The sequence below is a fragment of the Pasteurellaceae bacterium RH1A genome (genome assembly GCA_012221805.1).
In the GTDB taxonomy this organism is placed as follows: domain Bacteria; phylum Pseudomonadota; class Gammaproteobacteria; order Enterobacterales; family Pasteurellaceae; genus RH1A.
Genome location: CP015195.1, coordinates 894271 through 919430, shown reverse-complemented (window position 1 = coordinate 919430; position 25160 = coordinate 894271). Strand labels below are relative to the sequence as shown.

Genomic DNA, 25160 nt, shown 5'->3' with positions numbered 1-25160 from the left:
CTTATAATAATTTATCCAATAAGAATTGAGCTATTATTGACAGCCTGCTGTTGATCTCTAGGCATTAGAGATATTAGCTCCCGAACAACTAACAGAATCTCTGCTTCAGAAGCACCTCGAGTTGCTTTTTGCATAGCTTGATCTATTAATCTTCTTGCTTGATTATGATCATGCCAACTAATTTCATCAAATGAATGATGGCAGTAAGCAATAAAACCTAGAGTATGTTGGAAGAGATTTAATTGAACAGAAGTACTGTTCATCTGTTCCAATAAGTTCTTACCTAATTTCATATCTTGGTTACGCACAATCTCATTTAGTTGATTTGCATACTGAGAAATGATATTCGGCATTGACGGATCATTGGATTTCTCTGCATCTGCTTTGAGGCTATCGTAGGTTTCTTGCAACTCTCTTTCGAGATTATCCCATTCATTCGAACCAAGATGACTATCAATTTCTTTAAGGGTTTTACGCAAATTAGATAATACCTGATGCTTGGTATCTTCATCATTTGGGTTATTGTTTAATTGTTCCTCTAAGTCTGCAATTTTTTCTTCCAGCCTTTGAATTTTAGAAGAAGAGTTATTGGATTGAATTTCCCAAATATTTTCTCTTGCCTCTTGTAGTTTTTCCTCTAAAAAGGCATGTTCTACTTGAGCATTGATTTCAGGCACTTTGATCTCAGCCGTATATTCCAAATAAGGGAAGTAGGCAGAAACGGTAATTTTTTGTGATTTATCAATCATTATTGTTAAATCAACATCACTCCCTTCTGGCAAGAGCCCAGGTAAATCTGCCCCTGATATTCTTACATCATAGACATGTTCATTATAAATAGCTCTTGTGCCATCTGCATTATGCTCACCTTGGTAAAGAGGAATGGTAATAAAATCACTTTCCATTCCTGGGCGAATGGCCTTAGGTGTTTTTAAGCCATTACGGGTTCCCGTTACAGGCAATGATTTATTTCTTTCTAAGCCCTGAATTTGAGTAAAGACATCTTTGCCGGTTAATTTTTGGTGAATTTCAATCCCATAGTTATACGGCAATACCTGCATGGAACTAATACCTGATAAACCTTGAATAATAGAGAACTGGTTAGGTTCACTTTCAAATAAATTTCCCTTTTCATCGTATAGAGAAACCTCAAATTGATTAGTCTTTCCCTCTAATAAGAGTACTTCAACCACTTCACCAATACTATTGATTTCTACATTACCACTAGACCAGGCCTTATCATTACGAGTAATTTTGGCAAAAACCTTATTAGGGATTTCTCCATCTGTTTTATCGTCTAAAATCTTTAAGGTAACAAACTCTTCTCGTTCAACACTGGAGCTTTCGTGTCCAATCTCCAATTGAATCTTAAGGCTATCACGGGTTTGCTCCTTGATTTCTTCTGTTAAATCCACAGTTGAAGCATATAGGGCAGCTCCCTTAGAAACAACCGTCATTGGGTCAATTGAGGTGTCGGGCTCACAAATTTGCTTGGTTAACATATTACGTAAAACAGGTGAGAAGGTTGGGCCTCCAACAAGAATAAGTGAGCTAAGGTTATGGCCTGATAAATTATTGCGTTTTAATAAAACCTTACATAAGTCAATCGCCTTTTGGAAAACAGGTGAGAGCACCCTTTCCATATCTGCTTGGTTGACCATAATATCAAGCTCAATTTCTTCACCCTCATCATCTTCACCCAAATCACCTAAATCAGATAACACATTGTGGCTAGGATTAAAGGAAAGCTTAATCTTGATTTCTTCCGCATAGAATTTCATAGCATCACGCAAGATCTGCTTCTTTTCATCATCTTCTAAAAAAGAATCTATTGCATAATTTTGCTCTAAATAGGGCATAATAATCTCATCGACAATAGCCCAGTCTAGGTTTTTACCACCTAGATAGTTATCCCCTTCCGTATCTAATACTTTCATAATGCCATCTTCGACCTTGATAAGAGCAGCATCAAAGGTTCCACCTCCAAAGTCAAAAACCAACCAAAAACCATCCTTATTTTTATTATTTAGACCATAAGCCGTTGCGGCCGCAACAGGTTCTTGTAAAACCTCTATATACTCAAAACCAGCTAATTTGGCTGCACGACGGGTTGCATCAATCTGGTTATTTTTAAAGGCAGCAGGCACGGTAATGACAGCAGAGGCAACATTTTCATCCTTAATAAAGGATTTAAGGGTTTTTAAGATCTCTGCGGAAAGTTCTTCGGAACTTAATTCCTTACCCAAATGACTACTGTAATAGGTTTTATCTGTTCCCATCGTACGCTTAAACTCAATAAAGGCATTAGAAGCATCACCATTATTATTTTTAAGGGCTGTTAATTTATCTCGGCGTAAATTATTGTAGGCAGAATCTCCAACCTGAATCATTTTCTTCTTATTGATGAAAACACAAGAAGGCATAGTATCTTTCAGGGTTTCTGTTTTTTTAATCACAATTTCACCGTTTTCCATACGTGAAATTGCAGAGTTGGTTGTCCCGAGGTCAATACCATAGTCAATTTTTGTACGAGCCATTTTTATTCTCCAATAGTTACTTCAATTTGTGCAGATTGAATCATTATCCCTTGGTAATTCACCTGAGGTTTAATAATTCGGGTAATAACTTGTTTATTGGTTTCTATTTCATCACTGGTAATAAAGTTTGCCACAACATTCATTCCTTCGTGGTATTCCTTGCCCAGCATATCAACTAATTCATAACCATTAGCTAAGAAGTTATCCTGAATTCGTTTAACTGAACCTGCTAGTTGTTTTAAACCCTTAGTCGCTGAATCCATATTGGCAATATTTTTCTGAATACGAATAATTTCATCCGCCACTTTTAAGGCTAAAAAATGATCCTGCTCCTGATTAACTTGAGGGCCTAATTTATTTAAGGAAAGTTTATTCTCTAAGAGATCTAACAGTTTATGATCTAGTTTAACGGTTTCCTCTTCTAAAGATTGACGAGTTTTTACGATCATATCTTCGGTATTTTGTTTGCTGAGCCTAATTCTTCGAGAAAGCAACCCATAGGCTAATAATCCTCCGAATAAAACACCTGCTAAACCGAGAGCAGAATAAACCCACTGCTGATTAAGATCCTTATCCAAAGACAGGACGGAACTCGATGTATTTTCTAATTCAGAAGAGAGATGGAAAATCTTGCTTTTGGTTTCCTGACTGTGCAAGGCCATTTCCTCTGCCTGTTGCCCTTGTTTTAGGCTAAGCTGAGAGGTCTCTTGGCTAACGTTTGCAACTTTTTGCTCTAAATTAAGCCCTTGTTCCTTTAAAGACTGGTTAATCTGAGCAATTTGAGCCTTAAGTTTCTTATTCTCCGCCTCCAAGCCAAGAATAGATTTCTTCTGATTCTGATCTTTCTTAATTAGGAAATTAATATCCCTTTGTTGCTTATTAATTTTTTTCTCTTGTTGAGAAAATCTATAATCTAATTTTGAAAGTTCATCCTCCTTTTGGCCAGCATGGGCTAAAAAAGGAAGAAATATAATGAAAATAATTTTACGCTTAAAATTTAGCATAACTCACCTATTTATTAGACATAACTGCAATAATAACTAAAGCGATAAGCACCCAAATTACCCATCCAAATTCAGAATCGTTATCTGAAGATGAAGAGTGTACGCTGTTACTTGCTCTTCGAGATGAAGTATTTTTATATGTTTCAGATACTTGAGATTTATACGCTGTAGAAACTTCAGAATATAATTTATCCAATACATTCTTGTTTGTTATAAAACGTTGTCTTATATCATTCCCCATATCAAAAGAAGAAAGATAATTCAGTAATGAAACAGCATGGATAAGTGTAGAGTTTAAATTCCCCAAGTCTTTATCTCTAGAAAATTTTTCTTGGGCCTTATTCACTATTTCAATAGATTTGCTTAGTATAATATTGACAATTAAATCAGATAGATTTAAATAAAGTTCCTTATTTACATTTTTAATGTTTTTCAATAGATAATAGCACCTTTCAGCGTGCTTCTTAAGACTAGAATTAGTGGAGTGTGAATTATCTGTCATTCTCTTTATTTCAAATTGAATAGATTCTAAATCCCCACTAATTTTTTCTTCTTCAATTTTTGCATTAATGGTTTCAATATCTTCTTGAATCTTATTCCTTGTTGAGGCTTGGGTGGCATATTGTTGAGCAAGCTCCAAAAGTGGTAAACAATCTTTAGTAACATTTCTTTCTGAAGAATTGTAATAATCAATGGAACACTGATTTATTTCTTGAGCAACCTGATCGCTTAGGATTTGGTATTGCAGATCCATTTCCCCTAAAATATTTTTTAATTTTTTTAATTTTTCTTGGCATTCTTTATGTAGCTTATAAGCCAATTTTTCAGCTATTTCAGGCCTACCTTTTCGTTCTTTTTCTGTTTTATCTACTAAACCTTCCACATAATGGAGATCTTCATCAGAAAACTTCTTAACAAGATATTTTCTCGCATACCCATCTTGAATGGTAAGACTATTTTTTGTATTTCTATATCCTGATGTATCAAAACAAGTTTCTATTTCAGAAACAAAGGCATCAATCACTCTCTCAATAATCTTATGGCTAGAAACCCGAGTATTTTCATCAGTTATCCCTGTCACAAAATTATCCCAAGCCTCAGATTCAATTAAACTTAATTTAAGGGATAGGGCTTTATTAAAGTTATTTTCCAAAAAATACAGAGTTGAGATATTATTAAAATTAAAAACATTTCGAGCAGAGATTGCTCTATTGCTAGTAAATTTTTCCAACAACTCTTGTGCCTTAGCATTTTCTCCTGCTTTAAGCGTATCAATAAAAATCGTATCGCTAGGCGTATTATTACTAAACCACAAAAGGGCATGGAAAACCCGATCTTCAGCTAACTCAATGGCTGAGAAAGCCTTGTTGATCATTTCACTGTCACGAGACAAGGGAGTTAAAAAAGAAAAATCAAGCTCAGAAGAGAGAGATTTGTTAGCTCTGGCAAAGGCTGTAAAACGATTCTTCTGCTTCAATAGCTCTTTTTCATTGTGTTGGCCAGTACCCCGATCACTCTGAAGGGGTTTTGTTCAATCTGTTTCATAGGGAGGAGGTTGAATAAGTTGTAAACGAGGCAAAAAGTGCTATTATGATAGAGGTTGTAGAAGCTTTATTCTATAAACCAAATGTAGATAAAAGACCCACATTATGTGGTTAAATTTGCCCAAAGAGTGTGTTTAAGGAACAGTAATGAGTGTGCACGATAAGATCCGAGTAATGCGAGAAATCAAGCAATGGTCGCAAGAAGAAATGGCTGAAAAAATGAATATGTCTCTTAATGGCTATGCCAAAATTGAGCGAGGAGAGACCAAGCTTAGCCTAGAAAAATTAGAGCAGATTGCCAATATTTTTAATATGGATGCTATTGAATTTATGAATAATAAAGAAAATGGCGTTTTCTTTCTGATGAATGAGCATGGTGATAATCATAATAATACCACCTATTACTCGGGCAATGATTCACTTACGCTAGAGAATGAAAAATTAAAACTTGCCTTGAAACATCATCAAGATCTCCTAAAAGAAAAAGAAAGGCAGATTGCTTCCTTAAATGAGATTATTCAATTATTAAAATCTTCACGAACCTAATCTAACTGTGCCATAATAGGCAGACTTTTTTAACTCTTGAGGACTGATTATGCGAATTTTACATACCATGCTACGGGTTGGGGATTTAGACCGTTCGATCAAATTCTATACTGAAATCTTGGGCATGAAACTGCTCCGCACCAGCGAAAATGAGCAATATAAATATACTCTGGCCTTTTTGGGCTACGGTGAGGAAAGCGAAACGGCCGTCTTGGAGCTAACCTATAACTGGGGCGTGGACAGCTATGATTTAGGCACAGCCTACGGCCATATTGCCATCGGCGTGGACGATATTTACGCCACCTGCGAGGCCATTCGTCAGGCCGGCGGCACCATCACCCGTGAACCAGGCCCGGTCTTGGGTGGTAAAACGGTAATTGCTTTTGCCCAAGATCCAGATGGCTATAAGATTGAATTTATCGAGAACAAAGATGCGGAAAAAGCCTTAGGGAATTAGTATTACCGCTCATCCCCCCTCCCCTGCTTGCGGGGAGGGGATTTATTTTTTTGAATAGAAGCAAGATATATCAATAATGGAACAAACCGAACCAACCGATTTTAACCTCTTAAAAAACCGCTTTCGGGGTTATTTGCCTGTGGTGATTGACTTGGAAACCGCAGGCCTCAATGCCAGCACCGATGCCCTCTTGGAGCTGGCTGCGATTACGCTAAAAATGGACGAAAATGGCTACTTGCAGATGGATGAAAAGTGCCACTTTCATATCCAGCCCTTTGAAGGGGCCAATATCAACCCAGAATCCCTCAAGGTCAATGGGATTGATATTGACAACCCGCTACGGGGAGCGGTGGCGGAAAATATCGCCATTACGGAAATGTTTAAGATGGTGCGCAAGGCAGTCAAGGCCAATGGTTGCCAGCGGGCGGTAATTGTGGCTCACAATGCCAGCTTCGATCAGGGCTTTTTGCAGGCAGCGGTTAAACGTATCAATGCCAAGCGTGATCCCTTCCATCCCTTTTCTAGCTTTGATACGGCAAGTCTGGCTGGGCTCATGTACGGCCAAACGGTGCTGGTCAAGGCCTGTCAAATGGCTCAAATCCCCTTTGACGGCAAGCAGGCTCATTCTGCCCTTTATGACACCGAACGCACGGCCGAACTCTTTTGTAAGATGGTTAATCGGCTTAAGGATTTGGGGGGCTTTCCCTTATAAGAGGCATTGATTTTTAATCAAGAGTAACTATAATTGGTATCAAATTTCAATATTGGAGCAGATAAATGGGCAAGGCAGGAAAGCTTTTAGAGAAACTGGCTCAAGCACAGGCAACCTTTAACTGGTCTGATTTAGTCACACTTTTGGCTCAACAGGGCTATGAAAAACGGGAGATGGCAGGTTCTCGAGTACGGTTCTACAATGAAAAACTCGATCACACCATTTTGCTCCACAAACCTCATCCTGAAAATACCATCAAGGGCGGAGCCTTGAAATCCGTAAAACTAGCATTGAAACAGGTAGGTATTCTATGACGTTACTCAATTACAAGGGCTATGTCGGTACGATTGAGCCTGATTTAGACAATAATATTTTGTTTGGCAAAGTAGCCTATATTCGTGATTTAATCACTTATGAGGCTCAAACTATACCTGAATTGGAACAAGAATTTCAGACCTCAGTTGATCTCTATTTACAGGATTGTGCCGAACTCGGGAAAACACCTGATAAACCCTTTAAGGGCGTGTTTAATGTGCGGATCGGCGAGGAATTGCACCGTGAGGCCAGCCTTATGGCGGGTAAGCGTTCGCTCAACACCTTTGTCACCGAAGCGATTCAAGAGAAAATTGGACGAGAACGATTGAGTTTAAGATAAGAGGTATTTCCCTCTCTTCTTCATGAATATTCTCAAATTCCATATTTGGGCCCCTCCTGTTTAGGAGGAGGCCTAGTGCAAGCAATCAATAAACGCAACTTGGATAGACTTTGCAAAAATAAGTGATTTAGCCCCCGCTTGTATAGCGGCCTAAAAATGCCACCTTTTTCTCCAATTCATACAATTTTTACTTTAATTTCCTCCTTTTTCCTTATATCATAACAGGCTATTTTTAGAGCGTGTTTTTACGCAACTCACACTGGATGCTTATTCAGATTTTTCAACCATGCCCTAGGGGGAAAACTCAGTAGATGGAAACGTTAGAGCAAAAACCGATCATCGAACTTCGTTCGGTCACTAAACGTTACGGTAGCAAAACCATTCTTGAAAATTTAGATCTCACCATCAACGACGGTGAGTTTTTGACCATTTTAGGCCCGTCAGGCTGTGGTAAAACCACTGCCCTGCGTTTAATTGCAGGTTTTGAGGAAGTGACCGATGGATCCATCATTCTTGATGGCCAAGATGTGTCCGATATTCCAGCCGAGCAACGCCCTGTCAATACGGTTTTCCAAAGCTATGCTCTCTTCCCTCACATGACCATTTTTGACAATGTGGCCTTTGGCTTGAGAATGCAAAAGGTGCCAGAAGATGAGATTGAGCCACGCGTGATGGACGCTTTGCGTATGGTTAAGCTAGAAGACCGTGCCAAACAAAAGCCTTCACAACTGTCAGGTGGCCAACAACAACGTATTGCCATTGCCCGTGCGGTGGTTAATAAGCCAAAAGTTTTGCTGCTGGATGAATCCCTATCCGCCCTTGACTACAAACTGCGTAAAGAAATGCAGCACGAGCTCAAACGCCTGCAACGTCAGTTAGGCATTACCTTTATCTTCGTCACCCACGATCAGGAAGAAGCCCTGACCATGTCAGACCGGATTATTGTGATGAACGGCGGTAAGATCGCCCAAGACGGCACGCCTCGTGAAATCTATGAAGAGCCGAAGAACCTCTTTGTGGCCAAGTTCATTGGCGAAATCAACGTCTTAGAGGCTACCGTAATTGAGCGTAAATCGCCAAATACCGTGCTGGCTAATGTGGAAGGCCGGATTTGTGATATTCACACCGACTTGCCTGTCATTATCGGCCAAGAGGTGCAAGTTCTCCTTCGCCCTGAAGATATCGTGATTGAGGAACTAGACGAAAATGAAACCTCAAAAGCGGTGATTGGCCATATCATCGACCGTACCTACAAGGGCATGACCCTTGAATCGACCGTACAATTTGACCACAATGGCAAGAAGGTACTGGTTAGCGAATTCTTTAACGAAGACGATCCAAATATGGATCACTCTGTTGGACAAAAAGTTGCCTTAACCTGGCACGAAGGCTGGGAGGTTGTACTCAACGATGAAAATTACAACTAATCGCTTCCAAAACGCCACTGTTGCGATTATTTTCGGCTGGCTCCTGCTCTTTGTGCTGGTGCCAAACCTGCTGGTGCTTATTATCAGCTTCTTAACCGAAAACCGCCAAAGCGCCTACTTTGTCGATTTTGAGTTTAGCCTAGACGCTTATGCCGCGCTCTTCAACGATACCTATCTTAAGGTCTTGTGGAACTCGCTCTATATGTCGGGCATTGCGACCATCATTTGCTTAGTGATTGGCTATCCTTTTGCCTTTATGATTGCCAAAATGCCAGCCAAATGGCGGCCCATTATGCTCTTTTTGGTTATCTTGCCGTTTTGGACTAACTCGCTTATCCGTATTTACGGCATCAAGATTTTCTTGGGCGTTAAAGGGATTTTAAACGAAAGCCTGCTCTGGCTAGGGGTTATTGACACGCCTTTCCGGGTGCTTAACACCGAAACGGCCATTATCATTGGCTTTGTGTATATCCTGCTGCCATTTATGATTTTGCCGCTTTACTCTTCTATTGAGAAGATTGACGGCAGACTACTGGAAGCGGCCAAGGACTTGGGAGCAAATGCTGTCCAACGCTTTATCCGCATTACCATTCCGCTTACCATGCCGGGAATTGTATCGGGTTGCTTGTTGGTGCTTCTGCCTGCCATGGGGATGTTCTATGTAGCAGACCTCTTGGGCGGCGGTAAAACCCCATTGGTAGGGAACATCATTAAGAGCCTCTTCTTGACCACCAACCAGCTTCCGCTGGGTTCTGCGGTCAGTATCGCCCTAACGGCACTTATGGCTTTGATGTTATACCTCTACTATCGTGCTAATAAATTACTCAATAAAAAGGTGGAGTTAGAATAATGAAGCGTTTATTTAGAAACCTTTTTATGTTTTTGGTCTTCGCTTATTTGTATATTCCGATCATCATCTTGGTGGTCAATTCATTTAATGCAGACCGCTTTGGCTTAACCTGGAAGGGCTTTAGCTGGAACTGGTATGAGCGTTTGTGGAACAACGACACCTTAATTCAGGCGGCCGTCAATTCCCTAACCATTGCCTTTTTTGCTGCCACCTGTGCGACCATTATCGGTTTTCTCACCTCGGTCGCCCTCTATCGCTACCGCTTTAGGGGCAAACAGGCAGTTACAGGCTTGCTCTTTATCGTGATGATGTCGCCTGATATTGTGATGGCGGTGTCGATGTTGGTGCTCTTCCTCTTGATTAACATCAAGCTGGGCTTCTTCTCGCTCCTCATCGCCCATATCACCTTCTGCTTGCCTTATGTGGTGATTGCCATTTCATCACGCTTGAGCGACTTTGACGGCAAGATGCTGGAAGCCGCCCGTGACTTGGGGGCAAGTGAAGTGACCATCTTACGCAAGATCATCTTCCCACTGGCCCTGCCAGCGGTGGTGTCTGGCTGGCTCTTGAGCTTTACCATCTCGCTTGATGATGTGGTGGTCTCCTCTTTTGTGACCAGCCCGAGCTATGAGGTCTTGCCGCTTAAGATCTTCTCCTTGGTGAAAACTGGCGTGACCCCAGAGGTCAATGCCCTGGCCACGGTGATGATTGTCTTCTCACTGCTCTTGGTGGTCTTAAGCCAGCTGATTGCTCGCAAAAAAGCCTAAAAACCAACCCGCTTGTTAGCCGCAAGCGGGTTAATTTTCACAGAAATTCGCAAATCTCTCCGCTAATTAGGCTATACTGCTCTACTAACTAAGGCTAATTTTTCCAAACCATTCAAACCATGACCAAACCCAATACCTACTTCGCCACCACTGCCCGTGGCTTTGAAGAAATGCTCAAAAGTGAGCTAGAACACATCACCCAAGCCGACTGCAAAATCGCCCAAGGGGGCGTGCATTTTACTTGTGAGCCTAAGGGCATGTATCAGGCCCTGCTCCACAGTCGCCTGGCCTCCCGTATTCTCCTGCCGCTCATTTCCACCAAAATTTTTAGCGACAGCGACCTTTATGCCGCCATTGTCAGCTACAACTGGCAGGATATTTTCGACCCTCGTGACTGCTTCTTTGTCGATTTCAACGGCACCAACCGTGAAATCCGCCACACGCAATTCGGGGCTATGCGGGTTAAAGACGGAATTGTGGACTACTTTGAACGCAAGGGCTTTGCTCGCCCAAGCGTGGATAAGATCCGCCCTGATATTCGCCTGCACGTTTACCTTAATCGGGATGATTTGGTTGTATCGCTGGATTTAAGCGGCGATGCCCTGCATATGCGGGGCTACCGTGAAGAAACGGGCAAGGCACCTTTGCGGGAAACCCTGGCAGCGGCCATTGTCCTGCGGTCGGGCTGGGAGAAGGGTTCGCCTTTGGTTGATCCAATGTGCGGTTCGGGCACACTTCTCATTGAAGCAGCCCAAATGGCGATGAACATTCCCCCACAATTAAGCCGTAAGCACTGGGGCTTTGATGCCTGGAAGGGGCATGATTTGGGTTTGTGGAAGGAAGTGCTTGGGGAGGCGAAAAAGGAAACAGAAAAGCGGTCGCTGAGCCTGTCGAAGCGTGAGCTTTTCGGCAACGAAGATGGTTCGGCTAATGGTTCGACAAGCTCACCAACCGCCTCATCAGAAACCCTCTTCTATGGCTTCGATCTCGACCACCGAGTACTGGCCAAGGCCAAGCAAAACGCCCAAAATGCCGGCGTGGGCCATCTTATCCGCTTCCAGCAGGGCGATGTCTCTGCCCTCAAAAACCCTTGCCCAGAAACCAAGGGCACGGTGATTTGTAACCCGCCTTACGGAGAACGTTTAGGCACAACGCCTGCCCTGATTGCCCTTTATTCGGTCTTGGGCCAAAAACTCAAACAACAATTTGCGGGCTGGAATGCTTCCATTTTTAGCGGCGAACCCGAACTGCTCAACTGTTTAAGGCTGCGTTCCCACCGCCAATTTAAGGCCAAAAATGGCCCGCTGGACTGCTTACAGAAGAACTACCAGATTAGTGAAAACGCCGACAAGCGGTCAGATTTGGGCCAAAACTTACAAGTGGAACAAAACCCACAAGTGGCCCAAGACTTCGCTAACCGCCTAACCAAAAACATCAAGAAAATCGAAAAATGGGCCAAGCAGGAAGGCCTAGATGCCTACCGCCTCTATGATGCTGATCTGCCTGAATATAATCTGGCCGTGGATCGCTATGGCGATCATATTGTGGTGCAGGAATATCAGGCTCCGAAAAACATTGATGAAAACAAGGCCCGCCAACGCTTGTTGGATGCCGTTTCCGCCACCCTTTATGTGACGGGCGTGGAAACCAATAAGCTGGTACTTAAGGTTCGCCAAAAGCAAAAAGGCACCAACCAATATGAAAAGCTGGCCAACAAGGGCGATTATTTCTATGTTAATGAATACGGGGCCAAGCTCTGGGTCAATTTAACCGATTACTTGGACACCGGGCTTTTCCTGGATCACCGTCTCACCCGCAAGATGGTCGGCCAAATGGCCAAGGGGAAAACCTTCCTCAACCTCTTTGCCTACACAGGTTCGGCCACGGTTCACGCTGCCCTGAATGGGGCCAAGTCCACTACCACAGTGGATATGTCCAACACCTACCTCAACTGGGCAGAGCAGAACCTAGAGCTTAACAATTTATCGCTAAAAACCAACCGCTTGCACCAGGCCGACTGCCTGCAATGGCTGGCCGAATGTCGGGAGCGGTTTGAGCTGATCTTTGTTGATCCGCCAACCTTCTCCAACTCCAAGCGAATGGAAAACAGCTGGGATGTGCAGCGGGATCATATTGAGCTCTTTAAACAACTTAAACGTATCCTAACCGCCAATGGCACCATTGTCTTCTCCAACAACAAGCGGGGCTTTAAGATGGACTTTGAGGGCTTGGCGCAGTTAGGCTTGCAGGCTGAAAACATTTCGCATAAGACCCTGCCACTGGATTTTGAACGCAATCCGCAGATTCATAACTGCTGGCTGGTTAAACCCATAAGCTAAAAAAGAAGGCATCGTCACACGATGCCTTTGCTTTATTATTTAGTGATGCTATCCGCCCACAGGAAAAGCTCATCTAGGTCATAATCGCCCGAATGTTTCACGCCCCAAGGGGTTTCATAGTCCACCTGCTTGCCAGCCATTTGCAGTTTGACCGCCAACATGGCACTGATGGCGTGAGAGGTGTCACGGTCTGAAGTGCCAACCCGAATCCGCCAGTGCTGGGTTGGGCTGGTTTCCACATAATTCATGGCATTGACCATTTTAACAAGCTGGCTGTCTGCTCGGCCGGCCTTTTCCACTGCACTATTTTTCACGCCATAGTCGGTAAAGTGTTGATTATTGATACTTTCTGTGCCGAAGAAGTTGTTTTCACCTGAACTTAAATCCAAGGCATCGAAGGCTGGCGGTGACTTCATGCGTTTTTCAGAATGGATATAGCCTGCCCAATCAATATCTGTCACCCCATCTTTTTGGGTTTTCACCCAGCTTTTATCAGAAAAATCGGTACCTGATTTAAAAGCCTTGTCAGCCGCCCGCACAATCACGCTTTTCACATAATCCTTGAAAGAGCCGTTGCCATCTTGATCGAGGGTCAAGACATTACCTTGCTCATCTTTAAGGTTGAGGCTATTGAGATAACTTGGGAAAAGAGCCTTAAGCTCATCAGATACCTTGATTTGTTGCTCGGTTAAGGTGCCCTCAATAGTGGCCTTGGCCGCTACTTGGGAGCGATCGTTATAGCTGGCAGCCGTTAGGCGGCTCATATCCATACGGCTATAATCATTCAGGCCATTAAACTCCCATTCATAGGCGGCATCGGCGTTTTCAAGGTTGGTAATAGGGCAGTAGGCCGATACTGCAAAAATAGCGTCACTAGCCTGGGCTGCACCTAGGGCCTTGAAATAAGGCTCATAGTCTTTGTGATCACCACTGGCCCCTAAAAGGGCCGACATGGCCCCACCTGCACTGGTGCCGTTGGAAATGATTTTCTTGGCATCGCCTGGCATCTTGGCATCATTATGGTGGAGGTAGCGGACGGCTGCTTTAAGATCGATAATCACAGCAGGCGCCTTGCCCGTGTATTTCCCGTCTTTTTCCAAGGTGCGGCCACGGGCGCCCACACTGGCGACTACATACCCCTTAGAAAGTGCCGTCACAATGGCATTGGGCTTGTCTGAATTGCCCATGCCCTTCTTGTCAAAGGCAGCCGCCTTGGCCGGCATATAACCGCCTACCGCATTAGGCAGGAAAATCGGCGCCGTTTGAGCATTAAAACCGTTGATTTGGCCATCATGATAGTAGGCTTCTGGCACATAAAAATTGATGGTTTGGTAGTCAGCCTCGACAGGGTTAGCCACATAGACAATCTTTTCAAAGGCACGGAATTTGATGGTTTGACCATTAACTTGGGTTTCAAAGGCCTGGTAATTATCGCCCTTAAAATCCAGGTCAAAGCCCTGTGCAGCTTGGTTTAAATAGGGCTGTTCAGCCAGGCGATCAGCGGCAGGCGGCAGGGCAGCAAAGGCCGTTGTAGCACTTGCTGCAACTAGGCTGGCAATGAATGTCTTTTGTTTCATAGGAGATCCTCTATATAAAATATTTCTTAGAACTAGCCTTGAGTCACTTAGTTCCTTTGGCCAGAAAATTTGCAAAAAATCCCCCCAATTTCTCCGCTTGTTAGCAGCTGCCTTTACCCTATTATGTAAATTTTGTCGATTTTTTATGATATATGTCACATTTTTGTCACAAACTTGTTTTTTACTTACCCAAATTTGAGTATATTCCAAGCGTTTCTTTTTACTTCGTGGGGTGTCTTATGACAGAAAATCAAGTCCTTGATAAAACAGGTATGCGCAACGGGATCATCCTGATTGCCGATGCCATTTTGTTTTTTATCCTTCTCAATATCTTGCCTTTCACGCCTGAAGCCAACAAGGGCTTGGCCTTGCTGGCCTTTGTAGCCGTGCTTTGGCTAACCGAAGCCTTGCACGTCACCGTAACCGCCCTCTTAATCCCTATTTTGGCCATCGCCCTGGGGCTGGTGAAAACCCGAGAGGCCCTAACTGGCTTTGCCGATCCAACCATCTTCCTCTTCTTTGGGGGCTTTGCCTTAGCAGCAGCCTTACACGTTCAGCAACTGGACAAATTCATTGCCAATAAGATTATGGCCCTAGCCCGTGGACGTTTGCTCTTGGCCGTTATGTATCTCTTTGGGGTCACGGCCTTCCTCTCTATGTGGATGAGTAACACGGCCACCGCCGCTATGATGCTGCCTTTGGCCATGGGGATCTTAAGCAAGATGGATGCCAAGGCCAACCACAATACCTATGTTTTTGTGCTACTGGGCATTGCTTATAGTGCCAGTATCGGCGGCATGGGTACCATCATCGGCAGCCCGCCTAATGCCATTGTGGTCTCTAACATCAAAATGAGCTTTGGCGAATGGATGATGTACGGCATTCCCTTGGTGCTTATCCTCCTGCCAATGATGATTGGTGTGATGTATATGCTCCTCAAACCGAAATTTGACCAAACCTTCGAGCTTGAGCTAGAACAAATTGAGATGAACCGTAGCCGGATCACAACGCTCACAATCTTTGTTATCACCGCTCTGTGCTGGACATTCAGCAGCAGCCTCAACCCAATTTTGTCTAGCCTCTTTGGCATTGATGGCAAGATGGCGAACTTTGATACGGTTATCGCCTTGACCGCTGCGGCAGCCCTTTGTATCAGCCGAGTGGCAACCTGGGATCAGATTGCCAAAAACACCGAGTGGGGCGTGCTTATGCTCTTTGGTGGTGGCTTAACCCTCAGCTCTATCTTGGGCAAAACTGGGGCCAGCAAGGTCTTGGCTGACGGTGTGGTCTTTATGATTGAAGGCGGCCATTTTTTCATCATCGGCCTGATTGTTGCTGCCTTTATCATCTTCCTAACCGAGTTTACCTCCAACACGGCCAGTGCCGCCCTCTTGGTGCCAATCTTTATCTCCATTGCCCAAGCCCTTAATGCCCCACCGCTTGGCCTAGCCCTCATTATCGGCTTCGGTGCCTCCTGTGCCTTCATGCTGCCAGTGGCCACACCACCAAATGCTATCGTATTTGGTACGGGCCATATCAAGCAGTCTGAAATGGTTAAGGTCGGTTTCTGGCTCAATATCGGCTCTGTCTTAGTTATCGCCACAGTCGGCTACCTCTTCTGGCTATAAGCCACCAAAAAGAATGGCACACCACAGGGTGTGCCATTTTTCTTGCTACCAACAAAGATAACAAAAATAAGGCCTAAAACGCCAATCCTCATAATATTGATAACGCATTTGTTCTAACTCTTCCTGTGCCTTGTAGCTTTTCCAGGCCAAATCGTAACAGGCCTTAAAAACAGGGGCTTCCAGCCTTTGGGTCAGTTTTTGCTGAAAGGCGGCTTTTTCCTTGTCGCTTTGGTTAAGTGGCGGGTTGTATTGCTGATAGAGCAGGTCTGCTGCTTCTGGGTCACATTGGCGAGCTAGGGCGACAGACAGGTCTTGCGAGGCCTTGATCTGACGTTGGCGTTTGGCCTCTTGCTGTTCAGGGGTTAGGCTACAGGCGGCCAAGGCCAGGGCAGTTAGCCCAATCATCAGATTATGCTGCAACTTCATTTTCTTCTCCTAATAGGTTCTTAAATTGATCTTTGAGAATGGCCAGCTCTTCTTCATCATTTAAGAAAGAAAGCGTGACCTCCCATTCAAATTCAGTCGGGTTAAAACGGTATTTTTCCTTAAGGGCTGGCCCGCAGGAATGGGAGCCTATCCCGCTCATTTTGTAGTCCACACACAAGACGGTTTCCTGGCTTTCAGGCAACTCATAACTATGCTTAGTGGCCATCAAAGTTTCCTGGCGATAGGGCGAGAGATTAAAGCTAAAAGGCCGATGGCAGTTTACCAGTAAATCTTCCAAGATCACATAATGGGTGCCGTAGTGGCTGCCGCCCTCCTGTGGACGCAGATAATTGACGAAATTCTGGGCAGGCGTGGTGTGATAGAGGCCTGTTTTGCCATGGCTGCACTTATCCACATAGGTTTCCCCTGGCCCCATGCCGAAATAGCGGGCTTGCTGATAGGTTTTAGGCAAAATCAAACGCAGCCCAAAGCGGGGCAAGAAGGGCAAATGAGCCGCTTTTTGGCCCTTGACCTTGAGCCTAATTTTGCCGTTAGGGTTAATTTTATATTCCAAATCGAGGCTTAAAATCCGTGCCTTGGAAGTGGCCACCAGCCCGCTTTGAACCTTGATGATGATGCCCCGCTCATCTTGCTCCACCGTCACTGCATAGGCTCGGCTTTCGGCTCGGTCATAGCCTGCTGCCTGCCAGTGCTGCTTGATTAAGGCATCATTATCGATAGGCGCACGATAGATATTGAAATCCAGCGGGGCGCTTAAAAGCGGCTTGCCCTTGTATTCCAGCTGGCTAAAAATCCCCTTGAGCTTGTCAAAGCGATAGCAGAATTTATCGCCTTTGACCAGAATTTCTGTGGCAGCTTCCGTGTAGGTCGGACGCTTGGCTGGGTAAGGAAATTGGATTTCGGTCACACTCAAATTATAGGGTGGCAGTTTGAAAAGCTCAAAGCCCAGCTCTTCATAAGCCTGGAGCAGGCCCCAAGGCTTTTTCAACACATAAGTGATTTCAAGCTGATCATAAGAAAGGCCTACTTGCGGCAGTTCAACCTCCACACAAGCGGTCTGTTTTGGGGCTAAACTTGCAAATGCCAGCTCACCCTGGGCAAAAAGCTGGGTACCCTGGGTGATTTTGTAGCGAACACTGACCCACTCGTTTAACTCAATAAAATCAAAGCCGTTGGTAATAAAGAGCTGGTTGCCCTCCAAGCGGGTTTTGACGGGGCGGAAAACATCTTTCAAATAAAGCAGGCTGCTGTGGGGTTTGCGGTCGGGCGAAACCAGGCCATCGACACAGAAATTGCCGTCATTGGGGCTGTCACCGAAGTCGCCGCCATAGCCAAATTGGCCGTTAGGCAGGAGCGGAGCATGATCGCACCACTCCCACACAAAGCCCCCGCAAGCCCCTGGGTATTTCTCAAAGATGGCCTGATAGTCGCCCAAATCGCCGCAGGAATTGCCCATGGCGTGGGCGTATTCGCACAAGAGATAGGGCTTTTGGTTGGCCGGGTTGGCGAAATAGGCCTCAATCTCTTCCGTGCTGGTGTACATTTCACTGTGGAAATCCAGGTTACTCAGGTCATTTTGGTACTGGGAATGCTGGAAAATGGCATTTTCGTAATGCACCAAGCGACTAGGGTCACGGCCTTTCACCCAGGCGGCACAGGCCTCTAGGTTCTCGCCATAGCCGGCCTCATTGCCCAGCGACCAAACCACTACAGAAGGGCGGTTCTTATCCCGCTCCACATTGGCGTGGGTTCTGTCCAGCATGGCCGCCTTGAAGTCTGGCGAACGGGACAGATCGCAATAGTTGTCGATAACCTGCTGGCGAATGGCCTCGTGGTCGATGTCCACCTTGGCTCCCAAGAGGATGTTGCCCTCGGGGCTAGGCACATAAACCGCATTGCTGCCGTGGCTTTCCAAATCGCTTTCGGCAATCAGGTAAAAGCCGTATTGGTCGCAAAGCTCGCTAAACCAAGGGGCATTGGGGTAATGGGCGGTGCGAATGGCGTTGATATTGTGGGCTTTCATCAGGCGCAGATCCGCCAAGGCCTGCTCATAGCTGATGGTATAGCCTGTTTTAGGGTCACTGTCGTGACGGTTTACGCCCTTAAATTTAATGGGCGCATGGTTAAATAAAACCACGCCCTCTTTCACTTCAATTTTCCGAAAACCAATTTTCTGGCAAATCACCTCCTGCCCATATTTTAAAAAGAGGCTGTAAAGGGCAGGTGTTTCAGAGTTCCATAAAATAAGATCTTCAACACAAGCGGTTAAATGTTTGGCTTTTTTTGCAAATATTTTTTCCCCGCTTGGGGAGATAAGTTCATATTCAACCTGTTCAGGTTTATCTTTAAATTTTAAATCAACCCTTAGCTCGGCACGCGTTAAATCTTCTGATAAGTGGGTTTGGATAAAAATATCCTCAAGGTAGTTATTTTCCCGCTCTAAAATATAAACATCACGGAAAATCCCTGACATCCGAAATTTATCCTGATCTTCCAAATAAGACCCATCACACCATTTGAGCACCAGCACCGTAAAATGGTTGGTACCAGCGGTCAGAAAGTCTGTAATATCAAACTCGGAAGTGCAATGGCTAACCTGGCTATAGCCCACAAACTGCTTATTCACATATAAAAAAAAGCAGGCATCCACGCCCTCAAAATTTAAGAGATAACGTTTATTGGCTTCAGGCTTAAATTGCAAAGTGCGATGATATAAACCACAAGGGTTATCTTGCGGCACATAGGGTGGATCGTAAGGGAAGGGATAATTAACATTGGTATAGTGATGCCGATCAAAACCGTGATTTTGCCAGTTAGATGGCACGGGAATTTTATGCTCAAAGGCTGTGTTTAAATAATCCTCTGGCAGGTGATGGTAAGAGGCATAATAATTAAAATCCCAATCGCCATTTAAGAGGGTAAAAAAATGTGATTCCTCCCGCACATATTTTTCTGCCGCCTCCATATTATGGTAGGGAATAAAATAGGCGTGATGGGGAGTTGTGTTTACATGCAGGGTTTGAGGGTCTTGAAAGTAGTTGGGAAGAGTCATGCTGCCACCTAATAGATACTGATTTTATAACCAGTAATATACCCTATTCCACACAAAAAGCCCAATAAAAATCTGAAAAATGAGAGGGAGATCACAGAGTTTTTGTAATCTCCTCCAATTCTAAACAAAGTATTATCAATAAATTTAAAAAGAGGAAATAACATAGTTGCTGCAAATGTTCGTATTCCAAACGCAACCCAAAATGCTGCATTTAATGTGATTAAGAGCTACGGGCTTTTACCTACACTGACTCCCACATTGCTGAATTATAAATCCTAGTCCGATATCCAACCCCTCACTGCTATAGCTGAATTAGAATAGGGAAAGGGAGAAGTTGTTGTTTAGAGATGCTTATTTTCAAGCATTCAGCACAAAAAAACGTGAAAACCATTGCAATTCGTGCCTAAATCAGGTATTTATCGCCCTATCTTTTTTTATTTCAACTCTAACTTTTATATATAGGAGCAGCAAATGCAAAATGTAGGATTTATCGGCTGGCGTGGTATGGTTGGCTCGGTATTGATGGATCGTATGGTGGAAGAAAATGACTTCGCCAATATCAATCCAGTCTTTTTCACCACCTCACAAGCGGGCCAAAAAGCCCCTGTTTTTGCAGGTAAGGAAGCCGGCAATTTAAAGGATGCCTTCGATATTGCCGAACTTCAAAAACTAGACATTATTGTAACCTGCCAGGGCGGTGACTACACCAATGAAGTCTATCCAAAACTCAAGGCAACAGGCTGGAATGGCTACTGGATTGATGCGGCTTCTGCCCTGCGTATGAAAGACGATGCTATTATCGTACTCGATCCTGTAAACCAAAACGTGATTTCGGAAGGCCTGAAAAATGGTGTCAAGACCTTTGTAGGCGGCAACTGTACAGTTAGCCTTATGCTCATGGCCATCGGCGGCCTCTTTGAGAAGGACTTAGTAGAATGGGTGTCTGTAGCGACTTATCAAGCCGCTTCGGGTGCGGGTGCCAAGAATATGCGTGAACTCTTGGTGCAAATGGGTGAGTTAAGAGATTCTGTTGCCCCTGAGCTGGCCAATCCAGCTTCTTCAATTTTAGATATTGAACGCAAGGTCACCGCTAAAATGCGTGCTGAAGACTTCCCAACCGACAACTTCGGCGCAGCCCTGGGTGGTAGCTTAATTCCTTGGATCGACAAACTCCTGCCAGAAACAGGACAAACCAAGGAAGAATGGAAGGGCTATGCCGAAACCAATAAGATCTTAGGCCTAAGCGACAACCCAATCCCTGTGGATGGTTTATGTGTGCGTATCGGTGCGCTGCGCTGCCACAGCCAGGCCTTTACCATCAAGCTCAAGAAAGATCTACCATTAGCCGAAATTGAGCAAATCATCGCCGCCCACAATGAATGGGTCAAAGTGATTCCAAACGATAAGGAAACCACCTTACGTGAATTAACCCCAGCCAAGGTAACAGGCACCTTAAGCGTACCTGTTGGCCGTTTACGCAAGCTGGCCATGGGCCCTGAATACCTGGCAGCCTTTACCGTGGGCGACCAGCTCCTCTGGGGTGCGGCAGAGCCAGTTCGCCGTATTTTGGTGCAATTAACTAAATAAATTTTTCTAGATGAAAGGCTCTTGCTGGAGCGGTTGGTGAGACGGTTGCTGAGCTTGTCGAAGCATTAGTCGAACCATTAGTCCAAGCATGAGCTTCATGCACAAAACTTATGCTTCGACAAGCTCAGCAACCGTTTTGTGCAAGAGCTACATACTAAAAAAGTGGCATAGTAGACAAAATAGTTGCTGATTCGTCAAAAACTATGCCAAGTGGACAAAATAGTTGCTAATGTTTATTTTCTAAAATGTTAGCAGCTATTTTTATTCAAAAAACCCTTTATAAACATGGCTTTATGTTTTTTGCTTAATCCATTGTGATTATTTAACTGTCGCTTCATATGTTTAAATAGCCCTTCAAGCCTATTTGTTGTCCTTTCTATATTTAAATCTGACCGTTCTTCAAAAGTAAATAAATATTTCATATACCATTTAAGGCTTGCATAAGCCCCTCTAACACTACGATGCTTATAAGGTAAACATCCCTTTTCATTTGGCTTATCACTTCTTTCTTTTAAATACTCTTCATGTTTTAAATACCAATAATGAAGGCGTTTGTAAAATTCATTTTTTGAACTCTCTACCAGTGTTTTTGCAATAATTTTTAATTCTTTTCCCGCTTGTGATTGATGCTTTTTCCTGAGTTTTCTCATCACTATTGCAACCATATGGAATTGACACATCTGCACAGGTGTATTGAACAAGTCCTTCATCAGGCCTCGCCTACCATCACAAGTAATGGATTGTATTATATAGCTTTTCTCTCTCAATCTATTAAGTGCCAGCTTATAATAAACGTCTTTTTCTGTTCTTACAAAACTGTGAAATACCACTTTCTTTGTATGAGAATCCATTAACACTAATACGCCGAAATTACGCTTAAAAAAGGTAGTGTCCATAATTATATTAAGCGATGTGCTTTGAGGTGGATGTAATAATGTTTTAGGGGCTTTATCAATATATCTTTGGATTGTTCTAATCGAACAATGATACTTATTGGCAAGTTGTTGATAGGTTTGTTTTCCTGAAGTGTAATCATCCCAGATCTTTATTGGGTCTAATTTCTTTTGATGGGTAAAGGTTTTATTGCATTGATTACAATAATAACGCTGAATATTATTTTGTTTGCCATGTTTCTTGATATTCGTGCTTTGGCAGAAAGGGCAGTTTTTTGTTCATTTTTCAAAAAGAGGGCTTAAAGCCTTGTACTATAAGGCTTTAAGCCACTTTTTAGCAACTATTTTGTCTATTATGCCAAAAAAGTCCTCAACCTTAACGGGTTGAGGACTTTTTGTTTATTGGGCTTTCGATTAAAGCACCGCTAGGGCTGCTTCATAGTTTGGCTCTTGCTTGATTTCTGGCACGAGTTCAGCGTGTAAAACCTTGTTTTGTTCATCTAAAACCACTACAGCACGGGCAGTGAGGCCTGCAAGGGGGCCTGTGACCACGTTTACGCCTAGGCCATCGTGGGCTTCCTTATGGCGGAAGGTGGACAGGGATTTGACATTCTCAATCCCCTCTGCCCCGCAGAAACGGGCTTGAGCGAAGGGCAGGTCAGCAGAAATACAAAGCACCACCGTGTTTTCCAAGTTGGCGGCTTCTTGGTTGAACTTACGCACAGAAGCGGCACACACGCCGGTATCCACGCTTGGAAAAATGTTGAGGATCTTGCGTACTGCGCCAAAGCTCGTGAGATCCACATCGGCCAAGTCACCGTTGGTGAGGGTAACTTGGCTTAGGGTTTGGCCCACTTGTGGGAAGTTGCCTGCTAATTCGATTGGATTGCCTGCAAGGGTAACGGTTGCCATAAAAACTCCTTTAGGTTGCGTGAAATCCTACCCAGCAAGCGGGTAGAAAAGGGGGAAAATTTGCAAAATAGGATAGCAAACTTTCCTACAAAAATCTTACCTTGCTGATGAAATTTACGCTTTTTCATACATATGTAAATCCATATAGACAAATTTGACATTTGTGATTACAATTCTTAGTGATTGATAATTGTTATCATCATATTTTAACTATATTGGTTTACTAAAAGGAGAGTCAGATGCGACTACAATATTGCCGCACCTCAATTGCTATTGTCTTAAGCACCTTCTTAACTGCCTGTGGCAGCGGAGGGAGTTTTGAGACCGATCCTGTTACGGTCATCAACGAAAAACCTAAGTCACTCGAACAGTTACAAAAGGAGCGGGATGAGTCTTTTGCTCAATCTGAACCTCGTTCAGAGGAGGAGTTGGATGCCCTAACCCAGCCGGCTAATGGTTATGCCATGGCAGGCGTGCGTCTTGAGCGTTGGAATTTAAGAAACCGTGCCACTTCAAATTTAAGCCCTCAAAATTTAAAAGCCATTTCAACTACAGATGTCTCTGACCCAAATGGTCCGTGGCCGGCAGATAATACCTTTCATTATGATGTAAGACTTAATGCGGGTGCTTCTAATGAAGATAAGGAACTTTTTGATTCAATACTTCATTTAGTTAATCAAGAAACTAAAGAAGCTAATGCAAGCAACTATGCATCATCTGACGGATATGAAATGGCTGTTCTTAACGACTTCAAACATATCAAGGCAGGATATTTATATCGTAGCTTTACAGAAGGAATAAAAAATCATTCTGTTAATGGGCAAAATAGAAGGATTTGGATGAATGGGCCGCATATTATTGCTTACTATTTAGGCGAAAACCCATCTTCTGCTATTCCTACTGAAAATAAAACATTTACCTATGTAGGTGAATGGCTATTTATATCCAATAGTTCCAAAGACAAGAGTATGGAAAATGAGGTCTTTGCTGATCATGTTAAGTCTGGAACAGACAGAGCGTCAGGCATAGGAAATTATACTAGTGGCTTGATGTTCTCATCAGGTAAAGAAGCAAGAACCGATACGCAAGCTGCCTACTTATTGGCTTCAAGATTTGATGTGAATTTTGCGGATAAAACTGTGAAAGGTAAATTGAATTATGCTCAAAAACGATCAGGGCAAAGTACTTTTGAGCCTGAAGTATTGGTCTATGAAATTGATGCCAATATGAAAGGTAGCCGTTTTATTGGCACCGCCAAGGCTAACAGGGATATAAATAACCCTCTTTCTACTTGGGCAGACAGCGATTCCAGCAGTGTTGAAGGTGGTTTCTATGGTGATAAGGCTCAGGAACTTGCGGGCAAATTCTTAACAGATAAGAATACCCTTTTCGCCGTATTCGGTGCTAAACGTGAGGAAGAAGTAAGCGAAACTGTGCGTAAACTCTTTGATGCCTATCAGATTGACAGCTCCAATGCCAAGGCGGTTGCCCTAGATAATTATGGCAATGCCATGTACCTCTACTATAAGGGTAAGACCCTACCTCTCTTAAATAAAGACAAACTTGCGGCTGCTTGGAAAGCCTTTTCAGGCGATGAAAATGGCAGCGTAAGTGAAGGAACCCATAGCAAGGTTATCAAGGCTGTTGCCAATAACCAAGAGATTACCGTTTGCTGTAGTAATTTAAATTATGTACGTTTTGGCCGAATGTATGATAAGGGCCAAGACACCTTGTTCTTACAGGGCGAGCGAAGTGAAAGCGTGCCAACGGCCGGTACTGCTAAATATGCAGGCACCTGGCAGGGTAGCTTTACCAACACTATTACGCTTGAGCAAGAAGCCAGCATGCAAGTCGGCAAGGGGGAAGCCAAATTTGATGTCGATTTTGGCAATAAAACCTTGGCTGGAGAGCTTTTCCAAGAGGACGATTATCTGGTGGCGATTAATTTGAAAGGTGGTATTGAGGGCAATGGCTTTAAGGATGTGAAAGCCAGTGTAGCCAAAGAAGGCGGTATTGTGTTGGACAAGGGCAACCAAAACCAGCTCTATAAGGTGGACTTTAAAGATGTCCCTGTTACCGGTGGCTTCTATGGCCCTAATGCTCTTGAGCTAGGTGGCCAGTTCAGCCATGACGGTGGCAGTGATGGAAAAGCATCTGTGGTCTTTGGTGCTAGACAGCAAAAGGCTGAATAAGACTAACAAGCGGATTAAATCAACCAAGAATTTA

20 protein-coding genes are annotated in these 25160 nt (G+C 43.8%); 12 read left to right on the top strand and 8 right to left on the bottom strand.

Going from position 1 to position 25160, the window contains the following annotated elements:
- Positions 1-11: 11 nt before the first annotated feature.
- From A4G20_04345 to A4G20_04335, 3 genes are all read right to left on the bottom strand, one after another.
- Positions 12-2537 carry a heat-shock protein Hsp70 gene (locus A4G20_04345; protein QIW15612.1) on the bottom strand — a complete coding sequence of 842 codons (2526 nt, stop codon included), beginning with the start codon at positions 2535-2537 and terminating at the stop codon, positions 12-14.
- Positions 2538-2539: 2 nt separating this feature from the next.
- Positions 2540-3421 (bottom strand): hypothetical protein, encoded by an 882-nt coding sequence (locus A4G20_04340; protein ID QIW16849.1) that lies wholly within the window; start codon positions 3419-3421, stop codon positions 2540-2542.
- A gap of 127 nt (positions 3422-3548) precedes the next feature.
- Complete coding sequence (locus tag A4G20_04335) at positions 3549-4916, bottom strand: hypothetical protein (GenBank protein ID QIW15611.1); 1368 nt, start codon at positions 4914-4916, stop codon at positions 3549-3551.
- Positions 4917-5232: 316 nt separating this feature from the next.
- Between A4G20_04335 and A4G20_04330 the strand changes: the two genes are divergently transcribed.
- From A4G20_04330 to A4G20_04290, 9 genes are all read left to right on the top strand, one after another.
- Positions 5233-5631 (top strand): transcriptional regulator, encoded by a 399-nt coding sequence (locus A4G20_04330; protein QIW15610.1) that lies wholly within the window; start codon positions 5233-5235, stop codon positions 5629-5631.
- Between the two features lie 49 nt (positions 5632-5680).
- Entirely contained in the window at positions 5681-6088 is a 408-nt protein-coding gene (locus A4G20_04325; GenBank protein QIW15609.1) for a lactoylglutathione lyase, read from the top strand.
- A 76-nt stretch (positions 6089-6164) separates the two neighbouring features.
- On the top strand, positions 6165-6800 hold the full coding sequence (locus A4G20_04320) for a ribonuclease T (GenBank protein QIW15608.1): 636 nt from the start codon (positions 6165-6167) through the stop codon (positions 6798-6800).
- Between the two features lie 65 nt (positions 6801-6865).
- Positions 6866-7114 (top strand): HicA, encoded by a 249-nt coding sequence (locus tag A4G20_04315; GenBank protein QIW15607.1) that lies wholly within the window; start codon positions 6866-6868, stop codon positions 7112-7114.
- On the top strand, positions 7111-7455 hold the full coding sequence (locus A4G20_04310; protein ID QIW15606.1) for a pilus assembly protein HicB: 345 nt from the start codon (positions 7111-7113) through the stop codon (positions 7453-7455). Before A4G20_04315 ends, A4G20_04310 begins: the two co-directional genes overlap by 4 nt.
- 311 nt (positions 7456-7766) lie before the next feature.
- Positions 7767-8882, top strand: coding sequence for a putrescine/spermidine ABC transporter ATP-binding protein (locus A4G20_04305; GenBank protein ID QIW15605.1), 1116 nt, complete (start codon positions 7767-7769; stop codon positions 8880-8882).
- Complete coding sequence (locus A4G20_04300) at positions 8866-9732, top strand: spermidine/putrescine ABC transporter permease PotB (GenBank protein QIW15604.1); 867 nt, start codon at positions 8866-8868, stop codon at positions 9730-9732. Before A4G20_04305 ends, A4G20_04300 begins: the two co-directional genes overlap by 17 nt.
- Positions 9732-10499, top strand: a complete 768-nt coding sequence (locus A4G20_04295; protein ID QIW15603.1) for a spermidine/putrescine ABC transporter permease PotC — start codon at positions 9732-9734, stop codon at positions 10497-10499. The genes A4G20_04300 and A4G20_04295 overlap by 1 nt, the downstream gene beginning before the upstream one ends.
- A gap of 119 nt (positions 10500-10618) precedes the next feature.
- Positions 10619-12838, top strand: coding sequence for a 23S rRNA (guanine(2445)-N(2))/(guanine(2069)-N(7))-methyltransferase (locus tag A4G20_04290; protein QIW15602.1), 2220 nt, complete (start codon positions 10619-10621; stop codon positions 12836-12838).
- Positions 12839-12873: 35 nt separating this feature from the next.
- Here the strand turns inward: A4G20_04290 and A4G20_04285 are convergent, their stop codons facing one another.
- Complete coding sequence (locus A4G20_04285; protein ID QIW15601.1) at positions 12874-14415, bottom strand: alpha/beta hydrolase; 1542 nt, start codon at positions 14413-14415, stop codon at positions 12874-12876.
- 239 nt (positions 14416-14654) lie between these two features.
- Between A4G20_04285 and A4G20_04280 the strand changes: the two genes are divergently transcribed.
- Positions 14655-16043, top strand: a complete 1389-nt coding sequence (locus A4G20_04280) for a transporter (protein QIW15600.1) — start codon at positions 14655-14657, stop codon at positions 16041-16043.
- Positions 16044-16088: 45 nt separating this feature from the next.
- Here the strand turns inward: A4G20_04280 and A4G20_04275 are convergent, their stop codons facing one another.
- Together A4G20_04275 and A4G20_04270 are read right to left on the bottom strand one after the other, a co-directional pair.
- Entirely contained in the window at positions 16089-16469 is a 381-nt protein-coding gene (locus tag A4G20_04275) for a hypothetical protein (protein ID QIW15599.1), read from the bottom strand.
- The gene (locus A4G20_04270; protein ID QIW15598.1) at positions 16453-19542 is read right to left on the bottom strand and encodes a beta-galactosidase; all 3090 of its coding nucleotides are present in this window, start codon (positions 19540-19542) and stop codon (positions 16453-16455) included. Before A4G20_04270 ends, A4G20_04275 begins: the two co-directional genes overlap by 17 nt.
- A gap of 471 nt (positions 19543-20013) precedes the next feature.
- On the opposite strand from A4G20_04270, the gene A4G20_04265 reads away from it, so the two are divergent.
- Positions 20014-21129 (top strand): aspartate-semialdehyde dehydrogenase, encoded by a 1116-nt coding sequence (locus tag A4G20_04265; GenBank protein ID QIW15597.1) that lies wholly within the window; start codon positions 20014-20016, stop codon positions 21127-21129.
- A 248-nt stretch (positions 21130-21377) separates the two neighbouring features.
- Here A4G20_04265 and A4G20_04260 read toward each other — a convergent pair whose 3' ends face one another.
- Complete coding sequence (locus A4G20_04260; protein QIW15596.1) at positions 21378-22172, bottom strand: transposase; 795 nt, start codon at positions 22170-22172, stop codon at positions 21378-21380.
- A gap of 264 nt (positions 22173-22436) precedes the next feature.
- Complete coding sequence (locus tag A4G20_04255; GenBank protein QIW15595.1) at positions 22437-22934, bottom strand: lipid hydroperoxide peroxidase; 498 nt, start codon at positions 22932-22934, stop codon at positions 22437-22439.
- Positions 22935-23173: 239 nt separating this feature from the next.
- Here A4G20_04255 and A4G20_04250 point away from each other — a divergent pair, with 239 nt between their 5' ends.
- Positions 23174-25126 (top strand): hypothetical protein, encoded by a 1953-nt coding sequence (locus A4G20_04250; GenBank protein QIW15594.1) that lies wholly within the window; start codon positions 23174-23176, stop codon positions 25124-25126.
- Positions 25127-25160: the final 34 nt, after the last annotated feature.

Coding starts and splice junctions, on each gene's coding strand:
- A4G20_04345 (QIW15612.1), bottom strand. CDS start 2,537: ATGGCTCGTACAAAAATTGACTATGGTATTGACCTCGGGACAACCAAC.
- A4G20_04335 (QIW15611.1), bottom strand. CDS start 4,916: ATGATCAACAAGGCTTTCTCAGCCATTGAGTTAGCTGAAGATCGGGTT.
- A4G20_04330 (QIW15610.1), top strand. CDS start 5,233: ATGAGTGTGCACGATAAGATCCGAGTAATGCGAGAAATCAAGCAATGG.
- A4G20_04325 (QIW15609.1), top strand. CDS start 5,681: ATGCGAATTTTACATACCATGCTACGGGTTGGGGATTTAGACCGTTCG.
- A4G20_04320 (QIW15608.1), top strand. CDS start 6,165: ATGGAACAAACCGAACCAACCGATTTTAACCTCTTAAAAAACCGCTTT.
- A4G20_04315 (QIW15607.1), top strand. CDS start 6,866: ATGGGCAAGGCAGGAAAGCTTTTAGAGAAACTGGCTCAAGCACAGGCA.
- A4G20_04310 (QIW15606.1), top strand. CDS start 7,111: ATGACGTTACTCAATTACAAGGGCTATGTCGGTACGATTGAGCCTGAT.
- A4G20_04305 (QIW15605.1), top strand. CDS start 7,767: ATGGAAACGTTAGAGCAAAAACCGATCATCGAACTTCGTTCGGTCACT.
- A4G20_04300 (QIW15604.1), top strand. CDS start 8,866: ATGAAAATTACAACTAATCGCTTCCAAAACGCCACTGTTGCGATTATT.
- A4G20_04295 (QIW15603.1), top strand. CDS start 9,732: ATGAAGCGTTTATTTAGAAACCTTTTTATGTTTTTGGTCTTCGCTTAT.
- A4G20_04290 (QIW15602.1), top strand. CDS start 10,619: ATGACCAAACCCAATACCTACTTCGCCACCACTGCCCGTGGCTTTGAA.
- A4G20_04285 (QIW15601.1), bottom strand. CDS start 14,415: ATGAAACAAAAGACATTCATTGCCAGCCTAGTTGCAGCAAGTGCTACA.
- A4G20_04280 (QIW15600.1), top strand. CDS start 14,655: ATGACAGAAAATCAAGTCCTTGATAAAACAGGTATGCGCAACGGGATC.
- A4G20_04275 (QIW15599.1), bottom strand. CDS start 16,469: ATGAAGTTGCAGCATAATCTGATGATTGGGCTAACTGCCCTGGCCTTG.
- A4G20_04270 (QIW15598.1), bottom strand. CDS start 19,542: ATGACTCTTCCCAACTACTTTCAAGACCCTCAAACCCTGCATGTAAAC.
- A4G20_04265 (QIW15597.1), top strand. CDS start 20,014: ATGCAAAATGTAGGATTTATCGGCTGGCGTGGTATGGTTGGCTCGGTA.
- A4G20_04255 (QIW15595.1), bottom strand. CDS start 22,934: ATGGCAACCGTTACCCTTGCAGGCAATCCAATCGAATTAGCAGGCAAC.
- A4G20_04250 (QIW15594.1), top strand. CDS start 23,174: ATGCGACTACAATATTGCCGCACCTCAATTGCTATTGTCTTAAGCACC.